At 43.9% G+C, this 25927-nt stretch carries 26 protein-coding genes; 13 read left to right on the forward strand and 13 right to left on the reverse strand.

From position 1 onward, the window contains the following. Positions 1–82: 82 nt before the first annotated feature. From ACIG3F_RS12565 to ACIG3F_RS12585, 5 genes are all read right to left on the reverse strand, one after another. Positions 83–499 (reverse strand): ExbD/TolR family protein, encoded by a 417-nt coding sequence (locus ACIG3F_RS12565; RefSeq protein ID WP_396470202.1) that lies wholly within the window; start codon positions 497–499, stop codon positions 83–85. A 21-nt stretch (positions 500–520) separates the two neighbouring features. Further along, complete coding sequence (locus ACIG3F_RS12570; protein ID WP_005247138.1) at positions 521–946, reverse strand: biopolymer transporter ExbD; 426 nt, start codon at positions 944–946, stop codon at positions 521–523. A gap of 16 nt (positions 947–962) precedes the next feature. Continuing rightward, positions 963–1862 (reverse strand): MotA/TolQ/ExbB proton channel family protein, encoded by a 900-nt coding sequence (locus ACIG3F_RS12575; protein ID WP_396470203.1) that lies wholly within the window; start codon positions 1860–1862, stop codon positions 963–965. A gap of 36 nt (positions 1863–1898) precedes the next feature. Continuing rightward, positions 1899–2600: an energy transducer TonB gene (locus tag ACIG3F_RS12580; protein ID WP_004646084.1), complete on the reverse strand. Its 702-nt coding sequence runs from the start codon at positions 2598–2600 to the stop codon at positions 1899–1901. Positions 2601–2747: 147 nt separating this feature from the next. Next, positions 2748–5411 carry a TonB-dependent receptor gene (locus ACIG3F_RS12585; RefSeq protein ID WP_396470204.1) on the reverse strand — a complete coding sequence of 888 codons (2664 nt, stop codon included), beginning with the start codon at positions 5409–5411 and terminating at the stop codon, positions 2748–2750. Between the two features lie 725 nt (positions 5412–6136). Between ACIG3F_RS12585 and ACIG3F_RS12590 the strand changes: the two genes are divergently transcribed. From ACIG3F_RS12590 to ACIG3F_RS12615, 6 genes are read left to right on the forward strand one after another with little or no spacing between them, the layout of a single operon-like run. Next, positions 6137–7894 (forward strand): ABC transporter substrate-binding protein, encoded by a 1758-nt coding sequence (locus ACIG3F_RS12590; protein ID WP_396470211.1) that lies wholly within the window; start codon positions 6137–6139, stop codon positions 7892–7894. Positions 7895–7916: 22 nt separating this feature from the next. After that, entirely contained in the window at positions 7917–9719 is a 1803-nt protein-coding gene (locus tag ACIG3F_RS12595) for an ABC transporter substrate-binding protein (protein WP_396470205.1), read from the forward strand. A 20-nt stretch (positions 9720–9739) separates the two neighbouring features. Continuing rightward, positions 9740–11746 (forward strand): M3 family metallopeptidase, encoded by a 2007-nt coding sequence (locus tag ACIG3F_RS12600; protein ID WP_396470206.1) that lies wholly within the window; start codon positions 9740–9742, stop codon positions 11744–11746. A 12-nt stretch (positions 11747–11758) separates the two neighbouring features. Next, on the forward strand, positions 11759–12697 hold the full coding sequence (locus ACIG3F_RS12605; protein ID WP_004279216.1) for an ABC transporter permease: 939 nt from the start codon (positions 11759–11761) through the stop codon (positions 12695–12697). A gap of 7 nt (positions 12698–12704) precedes the next feature. Then, positions 12705–13856, forward strand: coding sequence for an ABC transporter permease (locus ACIG3F_RS12610; RefSeq protein WP_004646090.1), 1152 nt, complete (start codon positions 12705–12707; stop codon positions 13854–13856). Positions 13857–13866: 10 nt separating this feature from the next. Then, entirely contained in the window at positions 13867–15597 is a 1731-nt protein-coding gene (locus ACIG3F_RS12615; RefSeq protein ID WP_174894627.1) for an ABC transporter ATP-binding protein, read from the forward strand. A gap of 69 nt (positions 15598–15666) precedes the next feature. Here the strand turns inward: ACIG3F_RS12615 and ACIG3F_RS12620 are convergent, their stop codons facing one another. From ACIG3F_RS12620 to ACIG3F_RS12635, 4 genes are all read right to left on the reverse strand, one after another. Further along, positions 15667–16167: a hypothetical protein gene (locus ACIG3F_RS12620; protein WP_305158397.1), complete on the reverse strand. Its 501-nt coding sequence runs from the start codon at positions 16165–16167 to the stop codon at positions 15667–15669. Positions 16168–16230: 63 nt separating this feature from the next. After that, the gene (gene rluB / locus ACIG3F_RS12625) at positions 16231–17283 is read right to left on the reverse strand and encodes a 23S rRNA pseudouridine(2605) synthase RluB (protein WP_005107723.1); all 1053 of its coding nucleotides are present in this window, start codon (positions 17281–17283) and stop codon (positions 16231–16233) included. A gap of 41 nt (positions 17284–17324) precedes the next feature. After that, positions 17325–17915, reverse strand: coding sequence for an SMC-Scp complex subunit ScpB (gene scpB, locus ACIG3F_RS12630; RefSeq protein WP_005104832.1), 591 nt, complete (start codon positions 17913–17915; stop codon positions 17325–17327). Next, positions 17912–18706 carry a segregation and condensation protein A gene (locus ACIG3F_RS12635; RefSeq protein ID WP_396470207.1) on the reverse strand — a complete coding sequence of 265 codons (795 nt, stop codon included), beginning with the start codon at positions 18704–18706 and terminating at the stop codon, positions 17912–17914. Before ACIG3F_RS12635 ends, scpB begins: the two co-directional genes overlap by 4 nt. A gap of 434 nt (positions 18707–19140) precedes the next feature. Here ACIG3F_RS12635 and ACIG3F_RS12640 point away from each other — a divergent pair, with 434 nt between their 5' ends. Next, positions 19141–19620, forward strand: coding sequence for a hypothetical protein (locus tag ACIG3F_RS12640; RefSeq protein ID WP_071851463.1), 480 nt, complete (start codon positions 19141–19143; stop codon positions 19618–19620). An 81-nt stretch (positions 19621–19701) separates the two neighbouring features. Here the strand turns inward: ACIG3F_RS12640 and ACIG3F_RS12645 are convergent, their stop codons facing one another. The 3 genes from ACIG3F_RS12645 to ACIG3F_RS12655 all read right to left on the reverse strand — a co-directional run bounded on the left by ACIG3F_RS12645 (position 19702) and on the right by ACIG3F_RS12655 (position 21399). Next, entirely contained in the window at positions 19702–19986 is a 285-nt protein-coding gene (locus tag ACIG3F_RS12645; RefSeq protein ID WP_396470208.1) for a hypothetical protein, read from the reverse strand. Positions 19987–20031: 45 nt separating this feature from the next. After that, positions 20032–20649, reverse strand: coding sequence for an L-threonylcarbamoyladenylate synthase (locus ACIG3F_RS12650; RefSeq protein WP_004646095.1), 618 nt, complete (start codon positions 20647–20649; stop codon positions 20032–20034). 87 nt (positions 20650–20736) lie between these two features. Then, positions 20737–21399: an elongation factor P hydroxylase gene (locus ACIG3F_RS12655; protein WP_396470212.1), complete on the reverse strand. Its 663-nt coding sequence runs from the start codon at positions 21397–21399 to the stop codon at positions 20737–20739. A 97-nt stretch (positions 21400–21496) separates the two neighbouring features. Here ACIG3F_RS12655 and ACIG3F_RS12660 point away from each other — a divergent pair, with 97 nt between their 5' ends. The 6 genes from ACIG3F_RS12660 to lysM all read left to right on the forward strand — a co-directional run bounded on the left by ACIG3F_RS12660 (position 21497) and on the right by lysM (position 25255). Beyond that, positions 21497–22054, forward strand: coding sequence for a DUF177 domain-containing protein (locus ACIG3F_RS12660; RefSeq protein ID WP_004279226.1), 558 nt, complete (start codon positions 21497–21499; stop codon positions 22052–22054). A gap of 77 nt (positions 22055–22131) precedes the next feature. Beyond that, positions 22132–22314, forward strand: coding sequence for a 50S ribosomal protein L32 (rpmF, locus tag ACIG3F_RS12665; RefSeq protein WP_004279227.1), 183 nt, complete (start codon positions 22132–22134; stop codon positions 22312–22314). Positions 22315–22537: 223 nt separating this feature from the next. Continuing rightward, complete coding sequence (gene fabD, locus ACIG3F_RS12670) at positions 22538–23524, forward strand: ACP S-malonyltransferase (RefSeq protein WP_396470209.1); 987 nt, start codon at positions 22538–22540, stop codon at positions 23522–23524. Next, positions 23521–24255, forward strand: a complete 735-nt coding sequence (gene fabG, locus ACIG3F_RS12675) for a 3-oxoacyl-ACP reductase FabG (protein WP_004646100.1) — start codon at positions 23521–23523, stop codon at positions 24253–24255. Before fabD ends, fabG begins: the two co-directional genes overlap by 4 nt. An 83-nt stretch (positions 24256–24338) precedes the next feature. Continuing rightward, complete coding sequence (acpP, locus tag ACIG3F_RS12680; RefSeq protein WP_004646101.1) at positions 24339–24575, forward strand: acyl carrier protein; 237 nt, start codon at positions 24339–24341, stop codon at positions 24573–24575. A 185-nt stretch (positions 24576–24760) separates the two neighbouring features. Beyond that, complete coding sequence (gene lysM / locus ACIG3F_RS12685) at positions 24761–25255, forward strand: peptidoglycan-binding protein LysM (RefSeq protein ID WP_005104830.1); 495 nt, start codon at positions 24761–24763, stop codon at positions 25253–25255. Between the two features lie 87 nt (positions 25256–25342). Here lysM and ACIG3F_RS12690 read toward each other — a convergent pair whose 3' ends face one another. Continuing rightward, positions 25343–25810 (reverse strand): Lrp/AsnC ligand binding domain-containing protein, encoded by a 468-nt coding sequence (locus ACIG3F_RS12690; protein WP_004279232.1) that lies wholly within the window; start codon positions 25808–25810, stop codon positions 25343–25345. Positions 25811–25927: the final 117 nt, after the last annotated feature.

Genomic DNA, 25927 nt, shown 5'->3' on the forward strand with positions numbered 1-25927 from the left:
GCATTGTACGAGGCATAGCGAGAAGTAAATTTAGTTTGGCGATTAAATTTTACTTTCTCGCTATTTTTTTGAACAGTAAATGTCAACAGACCCTACTCATAATGCCAATTTTTTTGACCTCCAGCCTTTGAGCTGCCGCCATGACCATCGCAATATGCTTGTATTCAGTGGCACGATCCGCCTTGATTTTAATCTGATCCTGATCCGCTTTTTGCGCTACTGTCTTGAATAAGTTTTCCAGAGCTTGGGTATTTGCTACCGGCTGTTCATTCCAGAAAATCTTACCTTGTGCATCCAGACGTAATTCCACCAGCTCAGGCGGTTTTTCATCGGTTACAGGAGGCGTTCCATTCGGTAGATCGATATTAATCGAGTTATTCGGCAAAGGAATTGTGATAATAAACATAATCAGCAAGACCAGCATGACATCAATCAATGGGGTCATGTTGACATCTAACATCACATCATCGTCTTGATTTGAACCAACATTCATACCCATAAACTTAATCCTTCTTTGTGCTTAAGGTGTAGCGGGCGGAGTGGTGACAAAAGCAATTTTGCCAATACCGGCCTGTTGGGTGGTACTAATCACCTGATCAATTGCTTCATAAGGTGTTAACTGATCACCACGAATATGCACTTCAGGCTGCGGACGTTTCTGTGCTTCTGCCTGTAAACGGCTCAGTAAAACTGTTTTATCTGCAATATAAATTTCGTTCCAGAAAATATCGCCAGTTTTATTGACAGCCAGCTGAACATTTTCTGGCTTGGTTTCATACAGTACATTTCTTTCTTCGGGTAGATCGACTGGTACGGTATGAATGGCAACCGGTACAGTAATCAGGAAGATAATGAGCAGAACCAGCATAATATCAACCAAAGGTGTGGTATTAATGGTTCCAATTACCTCATCATCGCTGTCGTTTGAATTGACCATCATTCCCATGGCTGATACCTCACTCTTACTTCACGTCACGATTAACAGGATTATTGGTCGTAATTTCACCGCTGAGTAATACTGCGTGTAAATCAGAACCAAAGGTACGGACTTCTTCCATGACTGCTTTATTACGGCGAGTCAACCAGTTGTAGCCGAGTACCGCAGGAACCGCGACCGCCAGACCGATTGCAGTCATGATTAGTGCTTCACCAACTGGGCCGGCAACTTTATCAATGGATGCTTGCCCTGAAACACCAATGGCAGTCAGTGCATGGTAAATCCCCCAAACGGTTCCGAAAAGTCCAACGAAAGGTGCGGTAGAACCGACTGTCGCAAGGAAGGCCAGGCCACCACTCAGATGGTTCTGGATTTTGTCGATCGCACGGGAAATTGAGATAGTGACCCAGGTATTGAAATCAATACGCTCAAGTAGTGTACCGCCATGATTTTTGGTTGATTTGATCCCTTTTTCCGCAATAAAACGATAGACGCTGGCTTCGTCCAGATTCTCGGTGGCATTATCCAGAGAAGAAGATTCCCAGAAAGTATTTTCAGCTTGCTTAGCCTGTTTACGAATCTTGCCTTGTTGCAGGCATTTGCTGATCATGATGTACCAGGTGCCGATCGACATGACAACCAGAATAAACAAAGTGATTTTAGAAACAATATCACCTTCTTTCCACATGGCTTCTAGGCCATAAGGATTGTATCCAGCTTTTTCATTGCTAGCTTCATCAGGCAGTGGTGGCGGGGTTGGTGTAGCCGCTGTTGCAGGTGTTGTTACCGCTATTTCAGTGACAGCACTGGTATTTGGTGTAGCGGACTGTTCTGCAAAAATTGTTTGCAAAGGTAATAAAGTGCTCATGGCAATTACACCGGCAGCAGTCATGTTTTTTAAAGGTTTTAGTGATTTTTTCATCATGGATCTCCTGATTTTTTTCTTTATCTGTTGTATCTGTTAGTCAAGGACAAATTCATAGGGAATGTCATACCAAGATTCTTGCGGTTCGCCATTTTTCATTGCCGGCTTGAAAGTACATAAACTGAAAGCCTTGGATGCTGCACGATCCAGCGCACGACTACCGCTCGACTTTTTCACTTTGGCATCTTGGACCTTGCCGGTGGTATTTACATATACAGAGATCAGAACTTCACCTTGCTCTTCATTCATTAGCGCATCACGTGGATAGTCTGGGCGTTTACATCCTGCTTCACCTTGTGAAACACCACGAGTTACGCCAGCGGGTGGCGGAGCTGGGGCAGGAGCAGCTGCGACTACTGGAGCCGGTGCTGCAACTGGACTTGGTGACGGACTCGCCGCCACAGGGGTAGGTACTGCAACAGTTGTTGGTTGAGTTGGTGTTGGAAGTGTTTTCTGTACAGGAACTACTTTTTCAACCGGTTTCACCTCAGGCACTTGTGCCACTTTTTCCACTATTTTGGGTGGTTCAGGTGGGGTTTCTTTTGGCGGTTCAGGTTCAGGCGGCTTAATATCTTGAATAATCATTAGCTCAACTGGCTGTTCCGTCGGTTTAATAATGTCTTTTGCCATACCAGCCATGAGTACCAGGCCCACCAGGATATGCAAAAAAACAACGACCCCAATACCAGTCAGTTTTTTGGCGGAGTTTTTTTCTAAGTCTTCAAACTTTGTGCCCATCATGACTCCTAGAATTTAAGACAAACAGGAAATAGTGCACTGATGAGAAATTTTTTTGATTACAGGCAGCATTATTTTTTGTTTGGCTAAAATTAAACGGGGAAAACTGCAAACACCGCTTGGCAGCAGTGTTTGCGAAGTAATTAATTAAAAGAATTTATAGGTACCACGTAAGAAGTAAGCGCGGCCTGTTGGATCGCTATAACGTGGGTCATAACCGTATTGGAAGTTATCCATTACGTCAGAGGCAGGTGGTTCTGCATCGAACATATTTTTAATACCGGCAGTTAGCTCCAGATTCTTAAATCCTTTGTAAGTACCAGAAATGTTGTATACGGTGTAGTCAGCAACATCACGTTCTTCCGAATAGTCTTCATAACCACGAACGAACTGTTGTTCAAACACCATTCTCCAGTTTTCATAAGACCAGTTCACGTTTGCAGTATGTTTCCAGCGAACCACTGCTGGGTCATCATAAACACCGACATAACCTTCCCACTCGCCGCCTGGTTCGCTTTGGTAATCCATTTTGATCACATAAGTACCGTCAATACCAAAACCGAAGCGGCCAGTTGCCGTCATTGGAGAAAGATAGTTCAAACTCAAATCAATACCTTGGGTTTTCAAGCCACCGGAGTTAATCAAGTTAGTTGAGATATGATCGATACGACCTTCTGCATTACGAACAAAGTATTGAGCATACTTTTCTGGATCACCAAAAATTGATGATTCACCAATCGTTCCCACTAAGTTTTCAATTTCGATATTATAGTAATCGGCAGTGAAAACTAAGTTTTTGATCGGTTCAAAGACAAAACCAGCCATGTAAGATGTTGACTCTTCTGGACCTAGTTCAGAATTGCCGCCTTGTGTACGGATAAACTGGGTATTACATTCAGTTTGGTATCTGGTTTCAGTTGGTGTGCCACCCGGGCAAAGAATCGGGTCATTATATCTTGCACCAGTCCAGGTTCTGACCGAAGGAGCATTGACCTCATATAAGCTTGGTGCACGGAAACCAGTACTGTAAGAAGTACGGAACATGAGTTCTTTAGCTGGTTCCCAACGTAAAGCCACTTTAGGATTAAAGGTGTCACCAAAATCGCTATAGTCATCATAACGAGCAGCTAACTGTAATTCCAGGTTGGTCAATAAAGGTACTTGGAGTTCAGTAAATACTGCACTAATGTCACGATCGCCTGAGCTTTTTGGTTTATTTGGATCAATACCACTGCCTGGAACTTGAGCAACAATTTCAGAATTTACAGTTGCTTCCCAGTCTTGTTTGGAGAAACTGCCACCGAGTGCAAAACCGACATCACCTGCAGGCAGTGTGTAGATTGGACGACTCACGGTAAAGTCAATTGTAGTGGATTCTAAAGATGCCTGATTGGTATCGCCTTTGACATCAAAAGTGTTCCATAAGCCGGCATTGGCTGCTGCTTGTGGGCCAAATGGGTTTAAAGTTCCATTATCAAGTGCAGCCTGAACTCTACTGCGGTTTAAATAACCACTTACGAAACTGTCAGTCGCATCACTTTTTGCATAAGTAACACCACCATTCATATCCCAACCGTATGCTTCACCTTCAATCCCTGCAAAGATACGGTTCGATTCGTTAATTGACTTAGAAACACGGTTACCGCCTTGTGAACGTAGATACAGTTGTAATGTGTTAGTCGCCAAGCCATCAACTGCTGGAGTAATACCTTTGCCAGGGTAATATTGACTGGCATAAGGCAAGGTCACACTACGACTATAAACATCAGGCGCAATTGAAGTGGTTACTTCATCACGTGCATAGATATACTCACCAATCGCATTAAAGTTATCTGACAATTTGAAAGTTGCGCGACCTAACGCAGAAAGATTCTCTTGTTCAGGCACAATACCAATAACAGTTTGGGTATTTAAATAACAGAAACCATCTTCAGCAACAGTATCTTTGGTATTTAAACAATTATCCCCATAAGGGTTACCCAAAATACCTGTGATAGGATCGTAGAAGTTTGCAGGGAAAGCATTTGCTGAACTGCCATCAATTCCTAATTCAGGAAGTACCCCACCACGGCGGCTGACTTTACGGTCTTTTGCCCAAATCGTATCTTGTTTTCGGTAATCGATCACACCGTAGACATTAAAACCTTGTTCATCTAGATCGCCATATCCCCCAAAAATCGAAACGTCAATTTTTTCGCCGCCTTTTTCTTCAGGAATTTGACCACCTAAAGTAATGCCCACGCCTTCATATTGCTTTTTCGTAATAAAGTTGATTACACCACCCACTGCATCTGCACCATAGACTGCAGATGCGCCGTCACGTAAGACTTCAATGCGCTCTACCAATGCGAGAGGGATGTTGTTTAAGTTGGTTGAATCGGTACCAAATGCACTGCTTGCAACACGGCGACCATTAATTAAAACTAAAGTTTTATCCGAACCAAGACCACGTAAATTTGCTGTTGAACCACTGGTATTACTGGCACCGACATTTTGTGCTGTGACATAACTTGCTTGGTTGGCACTGACTTTCATCAATGCTTCTTCTACAGTGGTTACCCCCTGATTCACCAGATCTTCACCTTTAATAATCGTGATTGGTGAGGCGCTTTGTGCAGCTACTCCTTTAATAGATGAACCTGTCACTGTCACTTTTTGAACCTTGGTAGGTTGAGCGGCAGAGTTTTCTGGTTCATCGGCTGCATGTGCCAAAGACAAGCACATCATACTTAAGGTAAGCGTACTTAACTTGAGTATTGTCTTGCCAACTGTTGGAGCCCCCATAGATCCGACCAATTTGTTTTTTTTCATCGTAATTTTCACCCTTTTGTTATGTGAAGTAGTGCTGGGAGGACTTAAGCAAAGCGAATGCCAACTTATAAATTATTAACTTTAAAAAACATTAAGTGATTGAAAGAATTATATTTAATTTGGTTTTTTTAGAGATTTACTAAATTCTGATGAAGAAATATTAAGAGAGTAGGGTTTAAAATCTGAAGAAAGTCTCTATAGGAAACCATGAGAAAGTAAAAAATAAATATTTAATGAATAAGAAAGGAATCTAAAACTGAAAGAGAAATTGAATAAAGTTTAATCATGGTGCATAATTTTTACATAAAATATACAATAATTTAATAAGATAATAATTATATATTTCATTTGCTTATGTGTGTATTTTCTTGGGTTGAAACAGTGGGAGGATGCAATAATATGAAACAGGTCTGGTTTATTTTTGTGCAGACTAGGCTTGAAGCTAGATTTTAAGAATAAACATTAAATTAATGATTCATGGAAAATATTATGTTATTGATAATGTTTTAAATGATTAATAAAAATAAGCTTTTTTGAGTTAATAACAGGAAAAAAACGTTATTTTTTGAGGATGGCATGAAATTCGCTTTGTTCAGTTTATTCCATCTGTCCAGCTTTGACCCATCCATTGAAGCAAATATGGGATGATGTGTTAAAGACTTCCTATAGCAATTAAAACTTCAAGATCAAGAATAGGTACAAATTTGAAATCATCATTTTTCAGTATGACAATTTTGGCCTTGGCCATGACTACGGGGCAAACCTCCTGGGCAAAATCATCTGCACATCCGGATAAAGTTTTAAACTTGGCTTTCGAAGCACCTGATGATGGTTTTGATATGGTCAAAACCTATAATTTTTATAGTGGTAGCGTTGCTGAAGCTATTTTTGAGCCTTTATTGCGTTATGACTATCTGGCGCGGCCTGCAATCTTGGCTCCAAATACAGCTGAATCTTTACCCAAGGTTGAGCAGGATGGCAAAGTTTATACCTTTAAAGTCAAGCCAGGAATTTATTTCAGTGATGATCCGGCATTTCAGGGCAAAAAGCGTGAACTGGTGGCGCGTGATTATATCTACTCCATGCAAAGGATCATGGATCCCAAAAATCATTCTCCTTCTTTTTCTTTTATTGAGGGGAAAATCCTTGGGGCAGATCAGGTCATCCAGCAGGCTAAAAAAACTGGCAAGTTCAACTACGATGCAGCTATTCCCGGTTTAAAAGCACTAGATAAATATACCTTACAAATTACCCTGACCCGTTCCGATCTGAATTTTCCCTATATTCTGGCCTATGTGGCTTTTAGTGGTACCGCACGGGAGGTGATCGAACATTATGGTCATCGGGCAGGTCAGCATCCGGTTGGAACAGGGGCTTATCAGTTACACAAATATGTGCCGCGTAGCCGTATTGAACTGACCGCTAACCCGAATTATCGTGGTTTTGTCTGGAACTTTAAGGGCGATGGTTCCGAGTGGGATCAACGTATTGTCAAAGCCATGCAAGGCAAGCAGATGCCGCAAATTGGCAAGGTCAAAATCAGTATTATTGAAGAGGAACAGTCTCGCTGGTTGGCTTTAAAGTCTGGACAACTGGACTATGACAAACTCACTGCGAGCGGCGCCGAACAGGCACTGGAAAATAAGCAGCTGAAAAGCGAATACAAGAAAAAAGGCATCCTGCATTATCCGAATAAAGAACCGGAAATTACCTATACCATCATGAATATGCGTGATCCGTTAATTGGTGGAAATTCACTGGAAAAAATTGCCTTACGTCGTGCTCTTGCCTTGTCCTATAACCAGAAAGAAGCTATCCAGCAGCTGTACAAAGGTCATGCCGATAAAGCTGAAATGATTTTGCCAGAGGGAGTGGGTGGACATGACCCGAAGTATAAAAGCAGTATTGCTTATAACCCATTACTGGCCAATAAACTGCTTGACCGCTTTGGTTATAAGAAAGGCGCTGATGGTTACCGCACCTTGCCCGATGGCAAACCTTTGATACTAAAAATGAATTCAACCAGTTCAAGCTCTTCGGTGATTTCTGCAGAATTATGGAAAAAGAATCTGGATGCGATCGGGGTGCGAATTGAGTTCAAGGTCAGTAATTTTGCTGACAATTTAAAAGAAGCCACTCAATGCAAACATATGATGTGGGGTGGAGCCTGGATTGCGGACTATCCTGAAGGGGAAAACTTTGCCCAGTTACTGTATGGGCCAAATGCGCAGCAAGGCAACCTGAGTTGCTATACCTCAAAAGCCTATGACGCATTGTACCAGACCGCGATGAAACTGCCGCCGCAGCAGCGGACGCCATATTATGAGCAGATGAACCGTCAGATGGAGGCCGATAATCCATGGATTCTGCACAATACCCGGATACGTAACTGGTTGATTCATCCGCATGTACAGGGCTTTAAGGCCCATCCGGTGACCAGAGCAGTTTGGCAATATATGGATATTGAACCTGTTAAAAAATAACTTGAGAAGATTAAGAACCAGTATGAATGTGAATAAAAATACTTTAAAAAAACTGGCCAGTGGGGTGTTAGTGGCCGGTTTGATGATGGCAGGGAGTGCACCGACATGGGCCAGCAATCCTGCCAACCCGAATAAGGTTTTAAAAACAGTATTTCTGGCAGCTGAAACCGGTTTTGATCCGGGTTATATCCATGACCGTTATTCAGCCAAGATTAATGCCGCGATTTTTGAGACCTTATTTACCTATGATTATCTGGCCTCGCCGGCAAAATTAGTGCCATTGACTGCAGTCAGTCTGCCTCAAGTGAGTGCGGATGGCCTGACTTATACCATCAAAATCAAAAAGGGTATTTACTTTGCCGATGATCCGGTCTTCGGCGGTAAAAAACGTGAACTGACCTCGTATGACTATGCCTATAGCTTGAAACGTCTACTGGACCCAAAGCTGCATTCACCGAACAGCTGGTTGCTGGATGGCCGAATTAAGGGGCTGGACGCATGGATGGCCCTAACCAAAAAAAATGGCAAAGCCTATGAAAATCCGTTTGAAGGTATTCAGACCCCAGACCGCTATACCTTGATATTAAAGCTGAATAATCCGGATCAGAACTTTCCGATGTTGCTGGCACATGGGCCTGCCGCTGCAGTAGCTCGTGAAGTGATTGAAAAATATAAAGACAAAGCGGGTTGGGTCATGAATAGGCCAGTGGGAACTGGTCCTTATGTGCTCAGTCGCTGGACACCAGGCTCACGGATTATCTTAAAACCAAATCCAGCTTATCGTGGTTTTGTCTGGGACTTTAAAGCCAGTGGTGCAGAAGATCAGGCTATTGTAAAAGCCATGCAGGGCAAAAAAATGCCTCAAATCGGCACTATTGATGTGCGTGTTATTGAAGAAGCGCAATCCCGGATGCTGGCATTTAAGAAAAATGAACTGGACCTGCTCGAAATTGAGGGCGATATCGTCGTACAGGCCCTCGATGGTGACAAATTAAAGCCTGAGCTGGCTCAGCAGGGAGTGAAGCTGTCACGTATTTTAGAGCCCTCCATTAGCTACCATTACTGGAATATGCAAAACCCGGTCGTGGGTGGTTTCGCGCCAGAAAAAATTGCCTTACGTCGTGCTATGGCGATGGCATTTTCTGTGGAAAACATGATCAATGTATTACTTAAGGGAGATGGAGCAAAACTGCACATGCCTATTCCCCCAGGAGTAGCAGGCTATTCACCGTCCTATAAAAGCAGTATTCCCTATTCAGTCAAAGCAGCCAACATGTTGCTCGACCGCTATAACTACAAGATCGGTGCAGATGGCTGGCGAAAGACGCCTGAAGGTAAACCTCTGGTGATTGAACTGATTACTGGGAATACCAGTCGGGGCCAGCAACAGGGTGAGTTCTGGAAAAAGACCCTGGACAGTATTCATATTCGATTGACCAGTAAGGCCATGCCATTTGCTGAAGGCATCAAGCTGGAAAAGCAATGTAAAACCATGTTTAAGAGTTCTGCATGGATTGCCGATTATCCGGATGCTGACAACTTTATGCAGTTGTTCTATGGCAAGAATATCAATGTCACCAACAATGCCTGTTTCAAGCATCCTGAATTCGACCGTCTATACGAACAAACCCAGAGCATGCCGCCTGGACCGGAGCGTGATCTGCTCTACCGCAAAATGACCCGAATTCTCGAAGTCAACATGCCGACCCTGATGCTCTATAGCACCTACCGTAACGCCTTGACCCAACCCCAAATTATTGGACATAAGTCTCATCCGATTCTGTCTTCAGAATGGATGTATATCGATATTAATACGAAAAAGTAAGAAAAAATCTGGAGATGAATATGAAATCAAAGTCTTTAAAATTAAGTACCTTATGTTTAATGATAATGGGGGGATATCAAGGTGTAGCGGCAGATACCCAAGTACAGCTGTTGCAATTGTTCAAGGCTGCAGAAATTCCGTCTTTATGTGATGCCAGTCTGGCTTCCATGCAAAAAGATATCCAGATATTTGAAAATAAAAAAATTAAAGATAAAGCCAAGGCAGGACCTTATCTGGCTGAATGGGATGAATTGCATGCCAAAGCCCGGGATTTCGGTGCTGCAGTAGGACTATATAGTAATGTCGATCCGGATCCTGCATTGCGTCAGGCAGCCGATGACTGTGAACTTAAAATCAGCAAATACCAGACCACCCTGTATCAGAATCCGAAACTGTATGGACAGTTCAAAAAACTGAAAGCCAGCGATCCGATTGATCAGAAATTTTTAGAAGATATTCTGGAGCAGTTTGAGAACACCGGGGTACAACTCAGTGCAGAAAAACAGAAACGACTGAAAGAAATTATTGAAGAAAGTACCAAACTGGGACAGGATTTTTCCAAAAATGTGCGGGATAACCCTGAAAAAGTTGAATTTACTCCAGCTGAAATGAAAGGCCTGCCAGAAAGTTACATCGCAAATTTAAAGAAAAATGAAAAGGGCAATTATCTGCTTGGCTTTGATTATCCGGAATATCAGCCTTTTATGGAGCTGGCAGAAAGTGATGAAGCACGCAAACGCTACCAGACCGCTTACACGCGTCGCGGGACTGAACAAAACCTGCAATTCATGAAAAAGGCCATTGATCTGCGTTATGAAATGGCACAACTTTTTGACAAGGAAAGCTATGCCCATTCTGCGCTTGAATTCCGCATGGCCAAAACTCCGGAAGCAGTGAACGGTTTTCTGGATGAGGTTTATGCCAAAGTTGCACCTCTAGAAAAGCAGGATGTAGAACAATTACGCCAGTTCAAGGCTGAAACTTTAAAAGTTCCGTTAGAGAAAGCAGAAATTACACGCTGGAATCAGGGTTATTGGAGTGAAAAACTGCGTCAGGCCAAATACAAGGTAGACCAGGAAAAATTGCGGGATTATTTCCCGACAGAAGCATCGCAAAAATGGTTATTCGCTATTTCTTCGGAACTCTATGGCATTGAGTTCAAGCCGGTGAAAGTCAAGGCCTGGCATGATGAAGTGGAATATTATGCGGTACATGACAAGGCTACGGGCGAATTCCTGGGCGGATTATATGTTGATAAATACCCGCGTGAAGGCAAATATGGGCATGCAGCTGTCTGGGGAGCTTATGGCGGCAGTACCCTGAATCAGCGTCGTCCGGTATCGGTACTGGTGACCAATTTTAACCGTAAGGGCTTGAACAGCAATGAACTGGAAACCTTTGTGCATGAAATGGGTCATGCCTTGCACGGGATTCTTTCGAAGACCCGCTATACAGAACAGTCTGGTACCTCGGTAGAGCGTGACTTTGTAGAAGCACCATCACAGATGTATGAAGAGTGGGCACGCCGTCTGGAAACCTTGTCAAAAGTAGCAGATTACTGTGAGCCAGCATGTCCTCGGGTGGATGCTGCCATGACCGAGCGCTTAAAGAATGTGAAGAATTACGGCCGAGGCCTGCATTATGCCCGTCAGGCTTTATATGCCCAATATGATATGGCCCTGCATGGTAAAGATGCAAAAAACATTGAGCCTTTAAAACTCTGGCAGGATATGGAAGGTAAAACTGCCTTGGGTTATGTTAACGGTCAGCAGTTCCCGGGACAGTTCGGGCATCTGATGGGCGGCTATCAGGCAGGTTACTACAGCTATATGTGGTCTGAGGTCATTGCCCTGGATATGCTTTCCTCCTTTGGCGATCAGCTGATGGACAAGAAAGTCGGTGCGCATTATCGCAATACGGTCCTGGCTCAAGGTGGTCAAAAGCATGGCGAGCAAATGGTGAAAGACTTCTTGGGTAGTGATCCGGACAGCAAAGCTTTCTTTAATGAAATCTCTGGAAAAAATTAAGGAAGGCAAGCGATGCTGGCATATATTATTCGACGGCTTTGGCAAATGATCCCGACCATGCTCGGGGTGATTTTGCTGATATTTCTGCTGTTTAACTGGGTAGGCGGAGACCCTGCCTATATTCTGGCCGGTAAAATGGCCAATGCGGAACAGATTGAAAACATCCGTCAGCAACTGGGTGTGGATCAACCGTATTACGTACAACTCTGGATCTTTATCAAGCAGATTTTAACCTTTGATTATGGGGTGAGCTGGAGTACCGGAGAATCGGTGGCACAGATTATCACCACCCGTTTGGGGCCCTCACTGACCATTCTGATTCCACTGACCATTCTGCAAACTATTATTTCTATCATTTTGGCTTTGGGTGTGGCTTCGGTTCGTGGTTCTTTGACAGATCGCATGATCATGATGCTGTGTACGATCGGTATGTCGATCAGTATTCTGGTTTACATCATCGTGTTCCAATATTTCCTGGCCTATGAACTGAGCTGGTTCCCGGTACAGGGCTGGAGCGATAATTTTGCCGATAATCTTTTCAAATATGCCTTGTTACCTGTGCTGATTATGTTGGTGGTAAGTATCGCACCAACACTACGCCTGTATCGTAGTTTTGTACTGGATGAAGTCAATCAGGACTATGTACGTACTGCGCGTGCCAAAGGCCTGGGTGAAAACCGTATCATGGGCGTGCATGTCTTGCGCAATGCTTCGATTCCGATTATTACCGATGTGATGGCAGGACTTCCGGCACTGCTGATCGGTGCTTTCCTGATCGAACGTTTTTTTGGTATTCCGGGAATTGGCCGTGAAGTTATTATTGCGGTAGAACGTTCCGATTTTCCTGTGATTAAAGCCATTACGGTCTATGTCGCTGCTGCGACCATGATATTCAACCTGATTGCCGATCTGATCTATAAATGGGTCGATCCGCGTGTACAGTTGAAGTAGGTGAATTATGCTGAGTGCGATATTTAAAAAAGAACAAGCGGCTGAAGCAGCACCTGAATCGGCTTCAACAGGATTATGGCAACTGGCCATGCGCCGTTTGAAACGTGACCGGATTGCCATGTTTTCCCTGTATGTGGTGCTGTTTTATCTGCTGCTGCTGGTACTGTCAATGAGCGGCCTGATTGCCAAAGACTGGAATAAAGAAGTGGCGGTCAGCTATGCACCGCCGAGTTTTATCAGTGCAGCGCCAGTTCCGGCTGTATCTGATACAGAGCAGGGCGCAGAATCTGTACCTCTACCAGTCAATCCAGTTGATCCTTTAAAAGATGTCATTGCTGAATTGAATGCTGAAATTGCTGCTGAGCAGGGTGCTGGTGCAGGCATCGATTATTATGGAGTGGTCGATCCGCTGGCAGAAGACATGAAGGCCATTAATCAGGAGCTCGGCGGCCAGCTGATGGATGAAAGTGGGGAACTCAAGCAAAGTCTGGTCTTCGGCGCCGATAAATGGGGACAGGATGTTTTACAGAAAACCATCAAGGGGGCTGAAACCTCGATTCTGGTTGGACTGATTGCAGCCTTTGTCGCTGTACTGATTGGGACTGCACTGGGTGCAATAGCAGGTTATTTTGGTGGTTGGGTCGATGATCTCCTCAACTGGTTTTATAATATCTTTACCTCAATTCCCTATCTGTTACTGGTTTTGGCGATTGCCGCAGTGTTACAGCAGAAAGGTATTTTATCAATCATCCTGATTTTAGGTCTGACTGGCTGGACCGGGGTCTTCCGTTTGGTTCGTGCTGAATACATGAAGCATACGGCACGTGAATATGTGCTGGCTGCCAAGGCGATTGGCGTGAGTAATATGCGTCGTATGTTTGTCCATATTTTTCCCAATGTCAGCCATATTGCCCTGGTACAGATGTCTATTCTGGTGGTGGCATTTATCAAGTCCGAAGTCATTTTGAGCTTCCTTGGTTTCGGTGTGCCGATTGGCGTGGTGTCATGGGGCAGTATGCTGAATGAAGCACAAAGCGAGCTGATTTTGGGTAAATGGTGGCAACTGGCGGCAGCCTCAATCGCCATGGCGGTATTGGTGACTGCTTTCTCGATGTTTACCGATGCCCTCCGTGATGCATTAGATCCAAAACTGAAATAGGAGCGCAACGATGTCTGAAATCAATCCAAGCACAGCACCTGCGCTACTTCGCGTAGAAAATCTGCGAGTCAGTTTTAAAGGTGAAAATAAAGAATATATTGAGACCGTAAAAGGGGTTTCTTTCGAGATTCCGGCCAATACCACGGTTGCACTGGTAGGTGAATCGGGGAGTGGTAAATCGGTTACTTCTCTCGCCACTATGGGTCTGCTTCCGGCAGAAAGCGCACGTATTTCAGAAGATAGCCAGATCATCTTTGAAGGGAAAAATCTGCTCAAGCTTAAAACCCGTGAAATGCGCCAGATGTGCGGCAAAGACATTGCTATGATTTTTCAGGAGCCGATGTCTTCGCTAAATCCGGTATTTACGGTAGGCATGCAGATTGCAGAAATCCTGCAACTACACTTGGGCATGAATAAAAAGCAGGCGCGGCAACGTACCCTGGAGCTGCTCAAAGAAGTGGGGATCCCTACGCCAGAAACTAAAATTGATGCCTATCCGGGGCAGCTTTCCGGTGGACAGCAGCAACGGGTCATGATTGCCATGGCCATTGCCTGTGAACCTAAACTATTGATTGCAGATGAACCGACCACAGCTCTGGATGTGACTATTCAAAAGCAGATTCTGGACTTGCTGGAATCGCTGCGTCAGCGTCGCCAGATGTCGATGCTGTTTATTACCCATGATCTGGCATTGGTTGGTGAAATTGCCGATCAGGTGATTGTGATGCGCCATGGGGAAATCCGTGAACAGGGTCCGGTTCGGGAGGTGCTGGATCGGCCTCAGGATATGTATACCAAAGCTTTATTACATTGCCGTCCACAATTGTCGCAACGTCCGTTACGTTTGCCGATGATCAGTGATTTTATGAAACAGGATGGCTCAACCTGGCTGGAGGATATCCGTCTGAATACTCAGCTTCCGCAACGTTCACGTGGACTAAAAGGCGGAGAGGAAATTATTCTGGATGTACGGGATCTGAAAAAATCTTTTTATAGTCGTAAAGGACTGTTTGGCAAAGATGAATTTCAGGCAGTAAAAGGAGTTTCTTTCCAGCTGGCCAAAGGCAAGACCTTGGGGCTAGTCGGGGAGTCAGGTTCGGGTAAAACCACCATCGGTTTATTGTTAATGCGTCTGCAACAGGCTACAGGCGGTAAGGCACTGTTTCAGGGTCGGGATATTCTGGATATGTCGGAACAGGAATTTACCCAGTATCAACGTAAAATCCAGATCATTTTTCAGAATCCCTATGCTTCTCTGAATCCGCGCTTTACCGTAGGACAAATCCTGATGGAACCGATGCAGATTCACAAGATTGGTCAGGATGATACAGAGCGCAAACAAATGGCCTTGGACCTGCTTGAGCGGGTCAGCTTGCCTGCACAGGCTTTTTATCGTTATCCGCATGAGTTTTCAGGTGGTCAGCGTCAGCGAATTGCGATTGCACGTTGTCTGACTTTAAAACCTGAGATTTTAATCTGTGATGAATCGGTCTCGGCGCTGGATGTATCAGTACAGGCGCAGGTGCTTAATTTACTGCAAGATTTACAGGATGAATTTGGTCTGAGCTATATCTTTATTTCGCATGATTTGTCGGTAGTAAAATATATTTCTGATCAGATCATGGTGATGAATCATGGCGAACTGGTTGAAATCGCCAATTCAGATGAATTGTATCAATCTCCGCAGCATGAATATACCAAACGTTTGCTCAGTGCGATTCCGAGAGGCGTACAAGCTTAATCATGGTTGTGATAAAAAACGCTCAATTTATTGGGCGTTTCTTATATCTATATTTTGCAATTACACTGATTATAAAATCTGCAAACGCTGCTGAATTTCTTCACGATCTCTTGATTCAAACTGCTCTAAATTAATCGTGAATTCTTGATGCTGATTTTTGAGTCTAATCAAATGAATTGTTGGTTCATGTGGTGGGATTTGAATGTATTGAATCTTTGTATCTAGATTAAGCTGAAAAGTTTGGCTAATTCTAAACTTACCAATACTCCAATATATGTTGTGATAGTTAATAATCAAGACTTTTCGACGACTGATCGAATGCCATATGAAAACATAAAGGATCATTAGGAGGGTAAAAGCATTCACATAAGCATCTGTGATATCGATTGGATGTTGAATGAGAGCGATCACCCAGTCATTAAACAGAGAGAGATCAAAAGACCATTCTTGTTGGGTTGTCTTTAAATAAAAATGGAATTGGTAACTGAGATAACAGATGAGTGTGTATAAAACCCAAAAATGTAATGGCTGGTACTGAACAGACAGGGCTGGGCGAAATTGTTCTTTCATTAATTATTTTTCTATTTTTATAAAAAAGTCAGGCAATTGCCTGACTTTTAGTTTAATTAGAACTTAAAACTTCTTAAAGCCTTTGTTGACACCATATGGACGACGCGGCGCATTTTCATCACGCTCTTCGCGGCGACCAAAACCTTGATCCGGACGGTTTTCACGACGCACAAACTGAGTACCATTCTGGTTTTCAGCTCTGTCACGACGACCATAAGCATTGTCATCACGACGCTCACGGCCAGTGTTGTTTTGTGGTTGCTCATCACTGTCACGACGTTGCTGACGCAAGAAACCGCCACGGCGTGCAGCCATCGGTTTGTCCTGCATACGCTCGTTACGACGTTTGGCCATACCAAACAAGCCTGTACCTTGACGTGGCTTCAATTCCACAGCTTTGGTCAGGTTGTCGATATCGTTTTTATCCAGTTCAATCCAGCGACCGGTACGCAGTTCGCGTGGCAAAATCACAGTACCATAACGGGTACGCAGTAGACGGCTGACTTTCAGGCCTTGTGATTCAAAGATACGACGTACTTCACGGTTACGACCTTCTTTCACCACGACCTGGAACCAACGGTTGATCCCGTCACCACCGAGTTCAGAGAAAGATTCGAATTTTGCCGGACCATCATCCAGCACTACGCCTTTGAGCATGTTGTTGCGAATTTGTGGCGTTACTTCACCCATGACACGAACTGCATATTCACGTTCAATTTCATTCGATGGGTGCATCAAACGATTCGCAAGTTCACCATCATTGGTGAACAAGAGCAGACCGGTCGAGTTAATATCCAGACGACCCACCATTACCCAGCGATCGCCCGGAATAGCAGGCAGCTGTTCAAACACAGTCGGACGGTTTTCAGGATCGCTACGTGAGCAGATCTCGCCTTCAGGCTTGTAATAGATAATGACACGACGACGGATTTCGTCTTCAATCTGGAAGGCAACTTTACGACCATCGATGCGAAGCTCATCGCCTGGTTCGATTCGTTCACCCACTTGGGCAATTTGCCCGTTGACACTTACACGACCCGCGGCAATGACTTCTTCCATATAACGGCGAGAACCCAAACCAACGCGTGCAAGCACCTTTTGCAACTTTTCACTCATGACAGCATAACCTTAGAAATAATTATCAACAGTTCACCTATTTATGACTTCGGTGCATTCGCATCGAGGGCCATAAAAGCTTCCTTGGCATCCTGCAGGGGAGGCAATTGGCCCAAACTATTCAGGCCAAACGCATTTAAAAATTGTGGCGTTGTCATTAACAACGCAGGTCTTCCAGGGAGTTCACGAAATCCGGACTCTTTAATCCAGTTCCAGTCAAACAGCGTACGTAGGTTTTGACTGTTATTCGTGACACCACGAATCTGTTCAATATCCGCTCGAGTCACTGGCTGGTGATAAGCAATCACCGCAAGTGTCTCTAGTAATGAAGGCGACAAGCGAGCCGGTCGCTCTGGCCAGGTCTGTGCAATAATATTACGATATTTTGCACGCACTTGAAAACGATAACCTTGTGCTGTTTCAATCAGTTCGATCGAACGGCCATGCATCAGCATGGAAAGTTGTTGTAAATACTGACGTAATTCCTGTTTGCTATAGCGATCCTGAAAAGCTTCTTTCAGACGCGCCAATGAAACCGCAGAGTCGCTGGCAAAAATAATGGCTTCAAGCTGCATCAATACTTCATGCAGATTATCTTCTGCAGATAACAGCGTATTTTGATCGAGTGTCATTGACTGGCTCCTTGAATCGCGAGCGGGGCTTCAATACCTGTAGCAATAATCTGAATTTTTTGTTGTCGGGTCAGTTCCAGCACCGCCATAAAGGTCACCACCATACCCATACGGCCTTGGCTCGGTTTTAACAAGTCCTTAAAGCTGAGCACTGCGCCAGTTTCAATACAACTTTCAATATAGGCAATCCGTTCTTCTAACAGTACCGGTTCCTGTTGTACCTGATGAATCACGGGTTCAGGACGGTTAAATATACAAAGCAGGGCATCACGCAATAAATCGCTTGAATAGCCTTCATTCGGCTGCTGGATTTCGCCCAAACTGACATTGGTGGTGAAAGTGTCTCGTTCCAGAATTGGCATCTGGCCCAGACGTTCTGCTGCCTGTTTAATTCTTAAATAATTTTCTAAACGGTCAATCAGTTCTTGTTTTGGATCCTGTTCAATCGCAGCCAGGCTTTTCGGTTTTGGTAATAGCAAACGTGATTTCAGATCTGCCAGTAAGGCTGCCATCACCATATAGTCGGCCGTCAGCTCGATGTTCAGGGATTTCATCGCATCCATATAAGACAAATACTGTGCTGCAATCGGCGCGATATCGACCTGTAACAAGTCAAAACCGTTTTTTTGAATCAGGTAAATTAAAAAGTCGAGTGGGCCTTCAAAATGTTCTAATAAGATTTCAAATGCCGCTGGAGGAATGTACAGATCCTCTGGAATTGTATCCTGCCATTCATCCAGAACCCGAATGTGCGGAGAAGATTCCATAGTGGTATGGATAATTTGAGTCATTACAATTATAGGCCACGCGAATTTTCAAAGGCATGCAAAGGCTTGATTTTCGGTATCTGATCGAAAGAAAAGCACAAGATTAAGCGTTGTCATTGTACTGGAAAAGTAACTTTAAATAAATTAAATAAGCCGTCAAAGCCATAAAAACTTAAAAAAATAATGGAATTTCTCTGCGATTTAAAAATAGTAACGAGAAGAATGGCAGAACCGGGCAGGAAATGATGTAGTGATTTTTACGTTAAATTGATTCTCATCAGAAGAGGAAATAAGCTAGCTGGCAGATATTGAATGATTTTCAAACGGATTTCCCATTAAAAAACATAAAATTAATAAGTATTAATAAACTATTTCCCTGTAATTTTTGGTCAAAAATCCCGCTATACTCTCGAAAAATAGTCAAGAATCACAAAAATCAATAAAAAGGTGAGGAAAGCATGCCACTTATTCTGGTTGTTATTGGGATGATCGCATTCGGGGGATTTTGGGCTTATCCCAAATATCAGATTATGCAGCTTGAAGACGAAGCACGCACAGGACTGAAATCAGGGGGATTCTCGGCTTTTGCCGAACAGGCCCGACCTGTCATGCAGGCCATGAAAATGGATTTTAGTGTGCTGGACCAATATCCCAATATCCGTTTTTACATGCGGCATATGGCCTATGAGGGCGACCAGCTGGATGAGCGGATTAAGCTGGATATGCAAGCCATGTCTTGTGAGTCGATCAATTCCTTTAAAGTCATGGAACCCAAAGCGCGTACAGCGATGCTGAATGTACTGGAAGAAGATCAGATTATTTTTCATGTGTATCTGAAAAATAAACTGGGTGAAGAGCTCATGCATCATGAACAGAAGCTATCGCAATGTCCAAATTTCATTGCGGTTCGTCATTATGAACGTAGTTCAGATTCCTAAACTGTTTTTGCCAGCCACTGCATACCTGCCGAATCGAAAAGAATAGAACTGCAACATCTCACCATATGCTGTTTTAGATTTTCATGGTGAGGAATGATTGTATTCCTTGGTCGCAAATTCAATGATACGTTGGCAAGACTCTGCCAGGCATACATTTTGGTTTGAATAGATCTGCAACAACTGTCTCACTAGAGCCAACGTCAGGAAAAATTGGTACTCAGTATGATCAATATTTATAGTGAGATGGGGAGAGGGATGTGCTTCGACCAGCGCTGCCTTGGATTGCAGTGTCCAAGGCAGTTCTGCATAGATCAAATCCTGTGCAGAAAATTCATGCTGATTCAGGAGCAAGTAAAATAACTCCATTCATTTTGACTCCCCGAATGTTTGTAGGAATTTCTCAAGCGTCATTTATTCAAAAGCGCTGACATCTCCCATACCACGACGAATCACTTCTGGATGATCACCAGATAAATCTACAATAGAGGTCGTGCTCAACGTGCCTAAACCACTATCTACAAAAACATCAATGCGTTTGCCCAGCTGCATTTCAATATCATAAGGATCATCAAGTGGGTCAGTCTGACCCGGTAAAATCAGGGTAGAGGTTAACAACGGTTCACCGAGTTCTTTCAGTAACATTTGACACACCGGATTATTCGGAATGCGCAGACCAATGGTTTTCTTCTTGGGATGCATCAATCGACGTGGGACTTCGCTGGTCGCAGGTAAAATAAAGGTCGTGATGGCTGGTGTATTATTTTTTAGCAAACGGTACATGGCATTGTCCACCTTGGCATAAGTGGCAATATCGGACAAATCACAGCACAGAATCGCATATTGGTGTTTTGGACCCAGACCACGAATTTGCGCAATCCGCTCCATGGCACTCTTGTTCCCAATCTGGCAACCAATCGCATAGGCCGCATCAGTAGGATAGACCACCACATCACCCGCACGGATACGTTCCACTGCCTGACTGATTAAGCGGGGTTGCGGATTGTCTGGGTGTACGCGTAAATGCAGCATAGAGACTACTCCAAGCTTGGGCTGATGGCTTATTATGTGGCGCTCAGGCAAGATCTGGCAATCATAAAAAAGGTAGATTTGTGTAATTTAATCAAGCATTTCACGTATAAATTCATCAGATTGTAAACTTTTGCCACCTCTGATGCAGATACAGATACATTGGATAAAGCGCGCTGCATCACGTGGAAGTTTGGCTGTACCATTAAAATAAGCCTGAACTTGGGCATAAACATTATCTTTAAAGCTGGTGCCATCACCGCCATCGCCAGTCAGGTTATCCAAAGAAACCCGGAATTTACGGCCAAAAGCCTGGGCAAACATCCACTCAATTGCCTGTGGCTTGATTTCGACCTGTTCAAATAAAGCCTGCTGTTCGCGGGTCCGCCCATCCGGGGCATACCAGTAACCCAGATCAGGCAGCAGGCGGCGTTTGTCTCCGGCAATGGTCCAGTGGCTGATTTCATGCAGGGCACTATTAAAGAAACCATGGGCAAACTGGATTCGGGCAGGGCGGTCTACACTTGCAGGGAAATATTCTGGTTCAAATTCGCCCCGTACTAAAGTGACATTTAAATGGGAAAACCAGTGATTAAAGTGTAAGATGAGCCAATCCACTTGCTGCGCTTCTGACGATAAATTCGCCCATGGCGAGAGTTGCACTTGTTGTGTTGAACTGTCAGAATCAAGGCTTGGAATTGTGCTAACGAGTGATGAAACATTCACTTCTGTTTGCGGCTGCAACAGATGCATGACTTGAGTTACCCAAATGGTCTGTCGAAATAAGTACAAAATTGTATCTTAATCTTTGACAGAGTACTGATGAATTTGTAGAATTGCCGCCTTAATTATGTCAGCAAATACCTTTCCGGCACAGATTGAGCCGTTTAAATGGGCTGAACAGGGCTTTAAATGGTCAGGTCAACTGCCTTTATCCCGCTTTGTTCGTATCGCTCGTGAAGCTGTTGGATCAATTGATGATCAATTGATTAACATAGACTGTAAGCTATCAATGGATGCCTATCATCGTATTGCATGGCTAGATGGTCACGTTGAAACAAAAGTTCCTATGGAATGCCAGCGTTGTCTGGAAACCGTAGAAATTGAACTGGTTTCTTCGTTCCATTTGGCACTTGTGGATGATGAGTCACTGATAGAGCGCTTGGATGAGGATGCTGATTTCATCGTCCTAGGTGAAAGTGAAGCAACGACCAAAGGTGATTATGATGCACCTGCGACCGCTGATTTGCTCGCGCTGATAGAAGATGAACTGTTATTGTTGATGCCGTTGTCGCCTAAACATGAGTTTTGTGAACATAAGCATCAACCTGCCGTAGAAGAAGTGGCTGAAGAAAAACGGGACAACCCGTTTGAAGTTTTGGCTGCTTTGAAGGGTAAACTTAACTAATTTTTGTGTTATACTCTTGTGTATAAGACAATCGAATTTGTTCTGATCCATTTTTTCGATCTTTGTAAGGAGCCATCATGGCCGTTCAGCAAAACCGTAAAAGTCGCTCTCGCCGTGACATGCGCCGTTCACATGACGCTTTAACCGAGAATGCATTAACTGTAGACCAAGCTACTGGCGAGACTCACCGTCGTCACCACGTATCTAAAGATGGTATCTACCGTGGTCGTCAATTATTCGCTAAAGCATCTGCTGAATAATTGGTGATGTATTAAGCGTCAAGCTTAGTAGAAAAAATGGGAGCATTTAGCTCCCTTTTTTTTGTTTTTGATTTTTAGGTGTATCGGTTTTTTGTTGTATTTGGCAATTACCGCCAGCAAAATTACATGCTAAATTGCGCTCCACAATGATTTAGGTGGTCTTATTGGTCAGTCTTCTTGTTAGGATTGAAGAAGCACACCTCTTGAATGAAAGGATTTTATTATGTCTGCTACACCACTCGAACAAGCAGCGCCCGTAACTAAAACTGCATTTGTGTTTCCGGGTCAGGGCTCACAAAAAGCTGGTATGCTGGCTGAGCTTGCAGAACAGTTTGCGAGTATTCGCGAGACATTTGCAGAAGCATCTGAAGCCGTCGGTTTTGATCTGTGGCAGATTGCGCAAACTGGCGAAGGTCTGGATCAAACCGAATTTACCCAGCCGGTATTGCTGACTGCAAGTATTGCCTTATGGCGCGTGTGGTTGGAATCTGGCGGTGTAGCACCGAAATATCTTGCAGGCCATTCACTGGGTGAATACAGCGCACTGGTTGCATCAGGTGCTTTAAGCCTGGGTGATGCTGCGAACCTAGTGAACTTGCGTGGCAAACTCATGCAGACTGCTGTACCTCAGGGTGTGGGTGCGATGGCTGCCATTTTGGGTCTGGACGATGCCAAAGTGATTGAGCTGTGTGCACAAGCAACTGCAGCAGGAGAAGGTTCTGTCGAAGCGGCGAACTACAATGCGCAAGGGCAGGTTGTCGTTGCAGGCAATAAAGATCGCGTTGAAGCAGTGATGGCATTGGCCAAAGAAAACGGCGGAAAAGCCATTGCATTGCCAGTATCGGTTCCATCGCATTGTTCATTGATGAAACCTGCTGCTGAACAGTTTGCTCCGGCATTGGAACAAACCGCCATTGAGCTACCACGCATTCCTGTATTACAAAATGTAGGCGCGCAAGCGGCAACCAGTGTAGATGAATTGCGTCAGGCGTTGACCGCGCAACTTTATGAGTCGGTACAATGGACTAAAACCTTACAATTCCTTCAAGATGAAGGTGTTGAGTACATCGTAGAATGTGGTCCGGGTAATGTATTGACCAACTTGGCGAAACGCTTGCCGAATATTCAAAAAGCACTTCCACTGGACAGTCAATCTCGTCTGGAAGATGCATTAAACACCGTATTGGCGGCAGAAGGGAAAAGTGCATGACACAGGAACGTAAAGTTGCTCTGGTAACAGGTGCAAGTCGTGGTATTGGTGCTGCGATCGCACAGCAATTGATTCAAGACGGTTATTTTGTCGTAGGTACTGCAACGTCTGAAGCAGGTGCGGAAAAATTATCGGCAGAATTTGCTGAAAATGGCGCTGGAAAAGTACTAGATGTACGTGATGGTGCTGCGATTGATGCGCTGGTAACGGACATCGAACAGAACTATGGTCCAGTCCTTGCGTTGGTCAATAATGCAGGTATTACCAAAGACAATTTGCTGCTGCGTATGTCTGAAGATGACTGGGATGATATTTTAAATATTCACCTGAAAGCAGTTTACCGTCTGTCTAAGCGTGTACTCAAAGGCATGACCAAGGCGCGTTTCGGCCGCATCATCAATATCAGTTCTGTGGTGGCACACTTTGCCAACCCAGGTCAGGCCAACTATTCTGCTGCCAAAGCAGGTATTGAAGCATTTAGCCGCAGCCTTGCCAAAGAAATGGGCAGTCGTCAGATTACGGTAAACTCGGTCGCACCAGGTTTTATTGCGACTGAGATGACTGAACAGTTAAGCGAAGAAATTCGTAAAAAAATGACTGAGCAAGTGGCATTAAACCGTTTAGGTGATCCACAGGATATCGCAAATGCCGTAAGTTTCTTGGCTTCAGATAAAGCCAGTTACATTACTGGTACAGTTATGCATGTAAATGGGGGCTTATACATGAGTTAAGCTCAAGTATAAACTTTCCAAATTTTTTAGATTCAATTAAACTAACGGCATTAAAAACGCCACAAGCAATGAGGAGAATTCCTGTGAGCGATATCGAACAACGTGTTAAGCAAGCAGTTGCAGAACAACTTGGTATCAAAATCGAAGAGATTAAAAACGAAGCGTCTTTCATGGATGACTTAGGTGCAGATTCTCTAGATCTAGTTGAACTTGTTATGTCTTTCGAAAATGATTTTGACATCACGATTCCTGATGAAGATTCTAACGAAATCACAACTGTTCAATCTGCAATTGACTACGTTTCTAAGAAACTGGGTTAATCGCCGATTTCAGCTTTGCTGAACATAAAGACCACCCTAGAGGTGGTTTTTTTGTATCTGCTTTTTATATGAATGGAGGTTTTACAATCGATTACCTTTCTGTCACCAATGACTAACTATCTCTATAGAGTTTTCATTATAAAAATAAGGGTGATGTGATATTAACAACAAGAATGGAGTCCGCTATGGGTCTTTTTGATTTTGTAAAAGGTATCGGTAAGAAGAATACAGCTGCTGCGGAACCACAGGCTGCACCTGCAACGACAACGCCGGCTGCAGCACAACCTGCAGAGCCTTCTGCTCAGGAAGTGGCAAATAAATTACTCGGCCATGTGAAAAGTCTGGGCCTTCCAATCACTGGTTTATCCATCAGTTATAACTCAGCCTCCGATCTGGCGACGGTCAGAGGTCAGGTACAAAGTCAGGCCGATCGTGAAAAGATTGTTCTGGCCGTGGGTAATATTGATCATGTCGCCAAAGTGGATGATCAGCTTACAGTGAGCAGTCCTGAGCCGGAAAGTAAGTTCTACACAGTGAAATCAGGTGACAGCTTGTCAAAAATTTCAAAAGAATTTTATGGTGATGCCAATCAGTATAATAAAATTTTTGAAGCCAACCGTCCGTTGCTCAAAGATGCAGATGATATTTTCCCGGGACAGGTGCTACGCATTCCTGCTTAAGGTTTAATAAGTCCAATCAATATTCGATCTCAAAGCCCCGTTTGGGGCTTTGTTGTTTTTGTCCGTAGCTTTAAAAAGCCATCATTACTAAATACCTAGGTCCAGATATAAACTTTCTTTGACTTCTTCCATCACTACATAACTGTGGGATGAAGCAGAAGCGGGCAGTTTTTTTAGTAAATCTCCCAACAGGCGGCGATAGGCACTCATTTCCTTTAAACGCGCTTTGACCAGATAATCAAAATCACCGGAAATTAAATGGCATTCCAGGACTTCCGGAATCTCAGTCAAATTGCGTGCCACCTGATCAAAGACATCACCTGATTTGGCTGAGAGTTTGATTTCCAGAAATACCAGCAAACTACGTTCTAGCATTTCCGGATTTAGACGGGCGTAATAACCCATGATGATGCCTTCGCGTTCCAGCCGTTTTACCCGTTCTGAACAGGGTGTGGTTGATAGATTGACGCGTGCTGCAAGTTCGCTAATGGCAATCCGGCCATCGCGTTGCAGGATGTCTAGAATCATGCGATCAATGCGGTCTAATTTGCGCATTAATATTTCCCTCTTTTTTTTAATTCTGCCCGAAAAAATATTTATTTCACTGAATATACAGTCTGAATATAGTGAATTTAACTATTAAAGCAAAAATATACTAGTGAAATAAACTGA

It is taken from the genome of Acinetobacter sp. NPDC052428, assembly GCF_044547685.1.
Classification (GTDB): Bacteria; Pseudomonadota; Gammaproteobacteria; order Pseudomonadales; family Moraxellaceae; genus Acinetobacter; species Acinetobacter lwoffii_G.